The organism is Pseudomonas sp. NFPP04, from assembly GCF_900113815.1.
Classification (GTDB): domain Bacteria; phylum Pseudomonadota; class Gammaproteobacteria; order Pseudomonadales; family Pseudomonadaceae; genus Aquipseudomonas; species Aquipseudomonas extremorientalis.
The window spans coordinates 167183-177336 of record NZ_FOQS01000015.1; the positions used below are offsets into that span (position 1 = coordinate 167183).

At 64.1% G+C, this 10154-nt stretch carries 9 protein-coding genes; 3 read left to right on the plus strand and 6 right to left on the minus strand.

Going from position 1 to position 10154, the window contains the following annotated elements:
* Positions 1-4: 4 nt before the first annotated feature.
* The 3 genes from BM017_RS25810 to BM017_RS25820 all read right to left on the minus strand — a co-directional run bounded on the left by BM017_RS25810 (position 5) and on the right by BM017_RS25820 (position 2703).
* On the minus strand, positions 5-1492 hold the full coding sequence (locus BM017_RS25810) for an alpha/beta hydrolase domain-containing protein (protein WP_092249825.1): 1488 nt from the start codon (positions 1490-1492) through the stop codon (positions 5-7).
* 10 nt (positions 1493-1502) lie between these two features.
* Complete coding sequence (locus BM017_RS25815) at positions 1503-2249, minus strand: hypothetical protein (protein ID WP_071489619.1); 747 nt, start codon at positions 2247-2249, stop codon at positions 1503-1505.
* 61 nt (positions 2250-2310) lie between these two features.
* Positions 2311-2703 (minus strand): DUF6152 family protein, encoded by a 393-nt coding sequence (locus tag BM017_RS25820; RefSeq protein ID WP_071489618.1) that lies wholly within the window; start codon positions 2701-2703, stop codon positions 2311-2313.
* A gap of 206 nt (positions 2704-2909) precedes the next feature.
* Here BM017_RS25820 and BM017_RS25825 point away from each other — a divergent pair, with 206 nt between their 5' ends.
* On the plus strand, positions 2910-4247 hold the full coding sequence (locus tag BM017_RS25825; protein WP_092249828.1) for an alginate export family protein: 1338 nt from the start codon (positions 2910-2912) through the stop codon (positions 4245-4247).
* Positions 4248-4288: 41 nt separating this feature from the next.
* Here the strand turns inward: BM017_RS25825 and BM017_RS25830 are convergent, their stop codons facing one another.
* The 3 genes from BM017_RS25830 to BM017_RS25840 all read right to left on the minus strand — a co-directional run bounded on the left by BM017_RS25830 (position 4289) and on the right by BM017_RS25840 (position 7784).
* The gene (locus BM017_RS25830; RefSeq protein WP_092249831.1) at positions 4289-4852 is read right to left on the minus strand and encodes a cytochrome b; all 564 of its coding nucleotides are present in this window, start codon (positions 4850-4852) and stop codon (positions 4289-4291) included.
* An 85-nt stretch (positions 4853-4937) separates the two neighbouring features.
* Entirely contained in the window at positions 4938-6392 is a 1455-nt protein-coding gene (locus tag BM017_RS25835; protein ID WP_092249855.1) for an aldehyde dehydrogenase family protein, read from the minus strand.
* Positions 6393-6407: 15 nt separating this feature from the next.
* Positions 6408-7784 (minus strand): aspartate aminotransferase family protein, encoded by a 1377-nt coding sequence (locus BM017_RS25840; RefSeq protein WP_092249834.1) that lies wholly within the window; start codon positions 7782-7784, stop codon positions 6408-6410.
* Positions 7785-7989: 205 nt separating this feature from the next.
* On the opposite strand from BM017_RS25840, the gene BM017_RS25845 reads away from it, so the two are divergent.
* A complete protein-coding gene (locus tag BM017_RS25845) occupies positions 7990-8964 on the plus strand; it encodes a helix-turn-helix domain-containing protein (RefSeq protein ID WP_071489614.1) in 975 nt (324 codons plus the stop codon).
* 207 nt (positions 8965-9171) lie between these two features.
* A partial coding sequence (locus BM017_RS25850; protein WP_092249837.1) for an APC family permease occupies positions 9172-10154 on the plus strand: 983 nt, incomplete at its 3' end.

Genomic DNA, 10154 nt, shown 5'->3' on the forward strand with positions numbered 1-10154 from the left:
GGGGTTAGAAGTCTTGGGGCGTGGCGATCGGGCGCAGGCCCGCCGCATCGTCTGGAAGCAGGTAGCCTTCCTTGACCGACTGGGCCTTGGCCTCTTCGAATTTCTGGGCGTAGCGGTTGAAGTTTCCATAGCGCCGGCCAAGCACGTCCTTCGCATAAGGCACCTTGGTGTCGTAGATCAGCCCGCAGCCGGTCTCCTGGTCGGTGAGGTAAGTCGCGCTGGGCACCTGCACCCACGGCGGGCGCACGCCGCCCAGCAGGTTGCCGGTGGAGGGCGCGCGCGCAGCGGCTTTGCCGTCACGCACCACCCGGGACGCACGGGGCATGGGGGTGCCCTCGCGCACCCATTGATCCATGCGCTCGAACAGCGCCGACACCACCAGTTCCACCGGTTCGTCGTACAGCGTCTGGCAACGTGGGTCGTCGCCCTTGCCGACATCGGCGGCGAACCGTTCGGTATGCTGCGTGCCGAGGTCGGCCAGGCGCAGGTGGGGCATGCCGGTGACTTCGTAGTAGCGCACCTGCGGGCTGTCGGTGTCCGGCGGCAGGGGGATGCCTTCGAGCACGTCATGCATCAGTTCGGACTGGCTGTAGACGGTCACGAACGGCACGCCCTCGGGCATCCGGCGTGGCAGCCGGATCACGTCGCCACCGACTTCGCCATAGGCCATGCGGCCGGTCATGTAGGCATCGATCAGTGGTGTGTCGTCGGGCATGCGCCATTGCTGGTGGCGGCCCTGGTCGAGGTAGTCCATCCAGACCTGGGCGGTCACCGCCCAGCTGTTCACATACACGCGCTGTACGGCGAAGCCGGCCAGTGGACCTTGTGTCGCCGGGGTCTTGAGCAGCAACGCGAGTTGCGCGCCGATGCCCTGGGATTGCGGCACGAACGGGTCGGGCGCGTTGCCCCGGGTGAAACGTTGCGGGTCGTAATAGGTACCCAGCGGTGCGTACCGTGCGAAGTCGAAGCGGCGCATGAACTCGAAGTTCACGATCCGCCCGTACTGGGTAATCCCATCGGCCTCGGCCGCCGGGGTGTCCGCGATGAACTTCGGATCAACGGCCGGCTGGTTGAGGTTCAGGGTGTACCCGACAAACGCATAGCCGCGCCGCAGCAGGTAGTCACGGGTCAGGATCCAGCCGGCACCGCGCTCGCCGAACCAACTGAACGGCTCGATCACCACGGTGCCGTTGAACCGCGCCGGGTCCGTTGGCTTACGCACCAGGATGCGCGTGGTGTAAGGCGCCTCCAGCAGGGTTTGACCCGCTGCGGTAATGGCCGGGGCGACGCCTTGCAGGTAAAACTCTTCCTCGGTGTAGCCGTACCTGTCGAGGTCGCTGTATTCGGTGCCGGGACGCCTGGCCGACGACAGCGGCAACTGGCCCGACGGCGGGATGGCAATCGCCGTGGGCATGCGTGGCACTTCTGCCCACGCGTTTGCCGTGAGGGCCAGCGATAGCAGCATGCCGCCGAGGATTATCGAGCGTTCCATGCGGTCAACCTCACTCAAGGCTGAGGGACGCCTTGCCCTCGCTGTCGATCACGATCTGGTTGTTTTCGCAGACGTACTCCTGGATGGCGTAGCTGGAGCGTTTGTACTCGAAGGTGAAGCGATAGGGCGTGGCAAGCACCTGCGGGTCTTCGATCAGCACCTGGTCTTCCAGGCGGTCCGGCCCGCGCAGGCGGATGCGTTCGGTGATCTTCATGTCCGGGCCGTGGGGCACGTCATAGAACCGCACATCCGTACGCACCCGCTGGGTCTCCACCACCAGGGTGTCGCCTTCCCAATGCCCACGGGAATGGCCCTGGTAGAGCGGGTCGAGCTTTTCCTTGGGCGGCATGGCCTGGTTCAAGCGGATGCGGCGGACCTGTTGCAGGTACTCGCCGAGCACGATCACGTCCTGGTCGTCGTGGATGATCTGGATCGGGAACAGCGCCGCCATCAGTGTCGGCATGCCCTCGGGCAGGCACCGCGAGCTGGTGGTGGCCAGCGGCGTCCCGGCTTCGTTGGCCGCCGCCTGTTTCTTCTTGAGTGCGGCGTATTCGGCGGCGTAGGGCGCCTTGAGGTCCATCGGCCCGCCCGGGTGCACAGGGTCGTCCGGGTTCTCGCCGAACCAGTCGTCCGGGGTTCTTTCCCAGGTGCCGCTGATGTCGGGGCGGTGTTTATTCGGTGTTGTCGCGGCGTTGCCGATGCCGGCGCAGGTCACAAGGACCACGGCCAGGGCGAGCAAGGTTCGTGTCGGTTTCATGGGGTGTCTCCACGCGGCGGATCGATGCAGTTCGGATGTCGTGGCGCAGGGCAGGGGCGATCTATCCGCCGCCCGAGAGCACCACGTCGCCGATCTTGATCTCGACAAGGAGCCCGCCGGGTTCACCGTTTTTCAGGGGCTTGAAGGACACCTCGGCAATGTCGCCGGCCTTGATCGAGTCCGCGCTCCAGCCGGTGCGTTGCAAGGCGTTGACGCTGCCGGTCTCGATCTTGTAGCGCTGGGGCGGTGGCCCGTCGGCATCGAGGTAAAGGGTGATGTGGGGGTTGGTCCAGGCGAAGCGCTCCACCACGCCCTTGACCGTGACCGTGCGGGTCTGGTCGAACAAGGCGAACGAATGGTGGGCGGTGGCGACCGACGACAGCACGCTGCAGGCAGTGAGAGTCAGCAGACACAGCGCCTGACGGAACAGCGGGGAGGGGGATGAAACGCTCATGACGGGTGCCTCGGTTTTTTTATGGTTCTTATGGGCCCAGCATAGGGGGATGGCGTTCTCGGGCCGTAGCCCAAAACGGCAACCAATGAGGGAGGAGGGGGGAATGTTTTGAGCAGCCTCGCACATGCTGATTTGGGTTACCGCCTGCACGCCGCAATCGGAACACTCGTGTCTCGCCTCATAAATATAAAAACAGGAGAGACGTCATGCGCACACCCCCCTATGCCCCCCTGCTTTCGCTGGTTGCACTCTGTGCCTTCGAGCCGCAGGCCCACGCCTACACGCTCTATAACGAAGACGACGGCGGCACGCTGTTGAACGCGGAACTGGGCGCCGGCTTTGGCTGGTTCGGCAGCACCCGCAACTACCTCGGCGACCCGCAGAAGGCGCCCGGCAGCATGCGTTGGCAGGAAGGCTATGCCAAATATGGCCTCAACGGCTCGACGGACAAGCTCATCGCCGGGTCGGTCTACGGCGGGTTCAGCCTGCTCAGCTCCGGCACCTGGGGCGATGGCGACACCGGTGCGATCACTGCCGGCAACGAGCGCCGCACCGCGGTGGAAGATGCCTTCCTGGGCTGGCGCTCAGGTGACCTGGTGCCCGCCCTGGGCCAGGACGGCGTCGACTTTTCCTTCGGCCGCCAGCTGGTGACGGTGGACGGTTTCCTGATCACCGACGATGGCTTCAACCCCGGCAATGCCTTCAGTCCCATCGAGGGGGTGCGTGACGGGCGCTTCAACCGTGGCGGCGCGTTCTACCTGGGCCAGCGCCTGGCGTTCGGCAACACGGCGGTGCTCAAGTTGGGTGGCAAGGATGGCCTTCACGGCAGCCTGATCTGGCTGAAATCGGATAACCCCGGACAGTCCAAGACCGAAGTGGCGGCCGCCACGGTTGACTACACCACACCCCTCGGCTCCATCGGCTCTACCTACGTTCGCGGTCTGGATGTGGAGGAGCGCTACGCCTTCGGTGATCGGCTCGAGCGCAAGGGCATGAACATCTACAGCCTGCGCGGGCAGGGTAATGCCGGGATCGAGAATGCCGACTTCGCCTTCGAAGTGGCGCGCCAGGAAAAACGTTCCGGCTCGCAGCGGGCGATGTTCTTCGACGCGGGCTATACCTTCGCCGACGTCAAATGGCAGCCGACCGTGAGTTATCGCTATTCGCGTTATTCCGAAGGCTGGGATTTCCTGTTCCAGGGTGGCTACCGCAAACGCTACCAAGGTGAGATAGCGACGAATTACGCCGGTTCCGTGACCTCGAACATGCGGATCAACGATGTGCTGCTCTCCGTCCGGCCCACCGATAAATTGACCCTCAATGCGATGGCCTTCGATTACCACCAGCTTTCCCGCAAGCAGGACCGGGATTTCAGCGCCCGCGAGGTCGACCTGTTCCTGGACTGGATGGTGACGGATAACATCACGCTGTCACCGCTGATCGGCTTCTACAAACCCGAGAAGTGGTTGGGCAATGGCGGTCTGCAAAGTGGCAGTGCGTCGACCAACACCTACATGCAGTTCATTGTCTGGGTGACGTTCTAGAAGGGAAGGGCGTCGGCGCCTGGCGCCGACGCCTGGTTGTTTCAGAGCATGCGGCGCAGCACGTCGTTGCGCGGGTCTTTGTCGTAGAAGCGGTGCTTGAGCGCCCCTGCGATGTGCAACACGATCAGCACCAGCAGGGTATAGGCGAGTGTTTTGTGCAGCCATTGGAACACCACGAACCAGTCGTCATTCTTCGGCAACAACTCGGGCAGGTTGACCCCGAAAAAGAACACACCGTCGCTCATGGTGAAGGTGCTCGACATGGAGTAGCCCATCAGCGGCACGATCACCAGCAGCGCATACATCGCACGTTGGGTCAGCCGGGATAACACCTGTTCGTAGCGTTCCAGGGTTTGCAGCGGTTGCGGAATATTCGGAGTGCGCAAGCGCACGGCGATCTGGGTCAACACCAGCAGGAACGCCAGCACCCCAAAGGATTTGTGCCAGGGGTAATAGAGCTCGAATTTGCTCGCCACTTCATCATTCATACCGGTCATGTGCCAGCCGGCCCACAGCAGGCCGACGACGAGCACAGCGCGCACCCAGTGCAGCAGGCGCAGGGATGTTGGATAACGATCGATTATGGTTGGGTTTTCTGGGTTCATCGCGGTCTCTCCAACGATCATCAAAAATGCACCTTTGAGTGAGCCACCCTGGCGATATCGAGGGTGGCTCGCTCAGTGCGCTGGCTCAGCCGGGCATCAGTACGGTGATCACCTTCTCTTCGGTGTAGGCCAGCGCGCCACTGAAGCCGCCTTCACGTCCGATCCCGCTGGTCTTGACGCCGCCCCAGGGCAGGTTGGCGTCCAGCGGGCTCCAGCAGTTGATGCCCACCGCGCCGGCTTTCACCGCTGCGGCGACACGGTGCGCACGCACCAGGTCGGTGGTCCACACCGTGGCGGCGAGGCCATAGGTGGAGTCGTTGGCCAGCGCGATGGCCTCGTCTTCCGTGTCGAAGGGGATCAGCGTGCCCACCGGGCCGAAGATCTCGTCCTGGGCAATCGCCATGTCGTTGCGGGCGTTGGCGAAGATCGTCGGGCGCACGAACCAGCCGCGTGCAGGGGTGGACACGCCGCCGGCCAGCAGCGTAGCACCCTGGTCGATGCCCAGCTGGATGTAGCGGTTGACGCGATCGAACTGCGCTTTCTTGGCCACCGGCCCCATCTGTACGCCGGGCTGGCGCGGGTCGCCCACGTTGACCGCCTGGGCCGCTTCGGCCAGCGCCGCGCCGAAGCGCTCGGCGAGGCTGCGCTGGACGAGGATGCGCGAACCGGCCGCACACACCTGGCCCTGGTTGGCGAACAGGCCAAGGGCACAACCGCGCAAGGCGTCATCGAAGGAGGCGTCGTCGAAGACAATCTGCGGGCTCTTGCCGCCCAGTTCCAGGGCCACGCGCTTGAACAGCACGCCGGCAGTGCGCTGGATCTCGCGGCCGGCCTCGGGGCTGCCGGTGAAGCTGATCTTGGCGACGTGTGGGTGTTCGCACAGGGCGCGGCCCACTTCGGCGCCGTAGCCTGTGACCACATTGATCACACCGTCCGGGAAACCCGCTTCCTGCGCCAGCGCCGCCAGGTGCAGGGCCGACTGCGGGGTCTCTTCCGATGGCTTGACCACCACGGTGCAGCCTGCCGCCAGCAACGCGGCGAGCTTCCAGACCGTGATCATCAATGGCGAGTTCCACGGCACGATGGCGCCGACCACCCCCACCGGCTCGCGTACGGTGTACGAGAGGGTGCGGGTGCCGAAGTAGCCGCCGGTGGGGATGGTGCGTCCTTCGAGCTGGTTGGCCCAGCCGGCAGCGGCGCGCAGGTGGGCGATCGCATTGGGCAGGTCCATGCGGCGCGGCTCGATGGGGGAGCGGCCGATGGCGTTGGCGTCAAGGTCGGCGAGCCGTTCGCTGTCGCGCTCTACCAGATCCGCCAGTTTCGACAGCAGCCGGCCACGCTGGGCGCCGTCGAGTTGGCTCCAGGCGCCCCGTTCGAGTTGCTCGAGCGCAGCACCCACGGCGCGGTTGACGTCGTCGGCCGTGCCGCGTGCCGAACGGGCGTAGACCTGTTCCGTGACCGGATCGATAAGGTCGATGCGGCGTCCATCGGAGGCTTCAAGCGACGCGCCGGCGATGAAGTGATTCAAGTGTTCAGTCATGTTGCGCTCCATGAGTCATGCCTTGAGGGCGGCCAGGGCGTCGCCGAAGATGTCCAGTGCCTTGAAGAACAGCGAACGGGAGATGGTCAGCGACGGCATCACGCGCATCACGTTGCTGTAGCGACCGCAGGGAATCATCAGCACGCCGTGGTTGAGCAGGTAGCCCATGAGCTGGCCGATCTTTTCACCCGCCAGGGGCGCCTTGGTGACTGGGTCTTCGACCAATTCGATACCGATCATCAGGCCGCGCCCGCGCACTTCGCCGACCAGTGGGTTGTTGAAGCCGCGAATGTAGGCCTGGGCTTCCAGGCCCAGCGCGTGGGCACGGTTGAGCAGGTCCAGTTCCGGGTCCTGCAGGATGCTGATGTTGGTCAGCGCCACGGCCGCCGACAGCGAGTTGGCGGCGAACGTGTTGGGCATCGAGCCATCGGGAATCTTTGCCGCCAGGTCCGAGCGCATGATCAGGCCGGCCATCGGCAGATCGCTGCCGATGCCTTTGCCGAAGGTGAGCATGTCCGGTTTCACGCCCGAGTGTTCCACCGCCCACATCTTGCCGGTGCGCCCGGCGCCGGATTGCACTTCATCGACGATCAGCAAGGTGCCGCTGCGGTCGCAGGCCTTGCGCAGCAGTTGCAGGAACTCCGGCGAAGGCGGCACGTAGCCGCCTTCGCCCTGTACCGGTTCCACGATCACTGCGGCCACATCATCGGCGGCGGTGTAGGGCGTGTTCAGCAGGTAGTCCACGTAGTCGCCGGCGATCTGCTCGGCGCTCTTGTGGGTGGTGTCGAACGGGAAGCGGTAGGCATACGGGTAGGGCGCGTGAATCACACCGCCCATCTGCGCGCCGTAGCCTTTGCGGTAGGCAGTGCCGGTGGTCAGCGCGCCCGACGCGTTCCACACGCCGTGGTAGCCGCCGTGGAAAGCAATGATCTGGTGCCGCCCGGTGATGCGCTTGGCGAACTTGATCGCGGCTTCCAGTGCATCGCTGCCGCTTTGGGTGAAAAAGGTGATGCAGTCGCCACGCAAGCCGTCCGGCGCGATCTCGGACATCTTGGCGGCCAGCTCGGTGCGCCGGGTGCTGTTGATTTCCAGGGCATGCATCAGCACTTCGGACTGTTCGCGGATGGCCTGCACCACTTTGGGGTGGCAACGGCCCACGCTGCTGACGCCGACACCGGCGGACAGGTCAATGTAGGTATTGCCGTCCGGGTCCTTGAAGGTTGCGCCGAACGCACGGTCCATGGCCACCGGCATGCGCCCGCCGCCACGGGCCATCGACTCGGTGCGCGCCGACAACGCCAGGGCTTCGCTGGCCTTGGGGCCGGGCAGGGCGCTGGAGAGGATGCGCGGGGCATCCGCGAAGTGCAGGGATTCTAGTGTGGCTTCACTCATGACGGTCTCTCTGACAGGTCGATTTACGTGTGCCGATCATCTCCGGTGCGCGTTCCAGACCGGTATCCCGAATCGGCACCTATACACGTGCCTGCTCCAGCCCGCCGGCTGTCCCATAAACGATTTGCAGGACGTGTGCTATGTGCGACTATCGAGCGCAGCGGCGATCAAAAAACAAGAATTTCTGGCAGAGGCTTGCGACTCCATGAAAAATCAGACGATCAGCCATTTTCGCGATATCCATGTGCATGCAGCCACCGTCCAGCAGTGGAGCCAGGACTACAGCCAGCTGACCGCCGGCTCCGCCGAAAGCACACTGATGCAGCTGACGACCGCCGGCTGCCACTTGTTCCTCGAACAGATCAACCAGCGTGTGGTGCAGAACGGCGTGGCCCCTCGGGGCAAGATGTGCTTCGCGGTGCCGATCAACGTGCCCGGTTCGATCCGCATGCAGGGGCGCGACGTGGACGACAGCAGCCTGTTCTTCCTGCACGGTGGCGAGGAGTTCATGTTCCACATGCCGATGGGCATGGAGCTGCTGTCCATCACCTTCGAGCGTGAGCTGTTCGAGCAGGCGCTGGAGCAGACCGCGTCGGCGAAGGAACTCAACCTGCTGCTGCGCCAGCCGGTGATCAAGGTGTCGCCCCAGCGTTTCGCCCAGGCTCGCCGCCGATTGCTCGCGTTGTTCTCCCAGGCCCTGGCCGACGATGACCTCGACAGCACGCGCGATCGGGAGCGAGAGATGGTGCTGGAACAGGCGATGCTCGGTGAGCTGCTGCAACTGATGACCGACCCGGCCTGTGACAAGCAGCAGCGCAGCCCCAGCTCTACGCGCAGTTTCATTGTCGAGAAATGCCACCGCCTGACCACCACGGAAATGATCAACGTGCCCAGCGTGATCGAGTTGTGCCAGCGGCTCCAGGTGAGTCGGCGCACCGTGCAGAACAGCTTCCGTGCGGTGGCCGAGACCACGCCGCTGAACTACCTGCGCTCGGTGCGGCTCAACGGCGTGCGCCGGGCCTTGATGTCGACCCGTGCCTGCGACCTCTCCATCGGCGATGCCGCTGCCCAGTGGGGTTTTTACCACCTGAGCCATTTTGCCGCGGAGTACCAGGAACTGTTCGCCGAGCTGCCGTCCCAGACGGCCCGCGCCGCCATCAGCGGTTTTGCGCGCGGCTGAACCTTCACCGATTTTGAACGACCTGAGAGCACCTTCGCTGCTTGCGCAAGGTGAGGACGTGCGTGACCGATTTGGGCTACCGCGACGTTCGTTGGCAGGCATAGGATCGATTCCAGCGTGCAACAACAACGATAAGCGACTCGGTGACGGTGAGCGGTTGACTGCGCCGATCCAACAGCGACTGCCTCATACAATAAGGTCAACAACATGAGCGTATCTCTCCCGGTCACCCCCTCCACGGAGCTCAAGCGTGGCGCCTTGGGCGTGGGCTTCATCATTTTCTTTGTGGTTTCGGCGGCGAGCCCGTTGAGCGTGATCGCCGGTGGCTTCCCGATTGGCATCATGCTTGGCAACGGCGCCGGTACCCCGGCATTGCTGATCCTGGCCCTGCTGGTGCTGCTGGCGTTCTCGGTGGGTTACACCACCATGTCCAAGCACCTGACCAATGCAGGCGGCTTTTATGCCTTTACCTCCCGTGGCCTGGGTGGCTTGGCCGGCGGGGCGGCGGGGGTGCTGGCGATGTTTGCCTACAACATCTTGCAGGTCGGCTTGTATGGCATGTTCGGCGGGGTGGTCAGCGGCACCATGGCCAGTGTGTTCGGCCTGGAGTTGCCGTGGTGGGCGTACTCGCTGCTGGCGATGGCCAGCGTGGCGATACTGGGCTATCGCAAGATCGACCTGTCGGCGCGGGTGTTGTCGGTGGTGGTGATTGCCGAGTACCTGGCGATCCTGATCCTGGATTTCGCGATCCTCAGGTCAGGCGGTGACAGTGGCGTCAACCTGGCGTCGTTCAGCAGCCATCACGTATTCAGCGGCACGCCGTCCATTGGCCTGCTGTTCTGCTTCGCGGCGTTCATCGGCTTCGAGGCCACGACCATTTACGGCGAAGAGGCGAAGAACCCGCAACGCACCATTCCGATTGCCACCTACTGTTCGGTGCTGCTGATCGGCGGGTTCTACGCGTTGTCGGTATGGTCGATGGTGGTGGGCGTCGGCGCGGACAAGATCGTGCCGCTGTTGCAGTCCTTGCAGGATCCGACGACCTTTATCTACGGCATGTCCGACCATTTTGTCGGTCCGCACCTGACCCAGGTCATCCGCGTGCTGTTCATGGTGAGTATCTATGCCGGACTGCTGGCGTTCCACAACGCCGCCGCGCGTTACTTCTATGCGATTGGCCGCGATGGGTT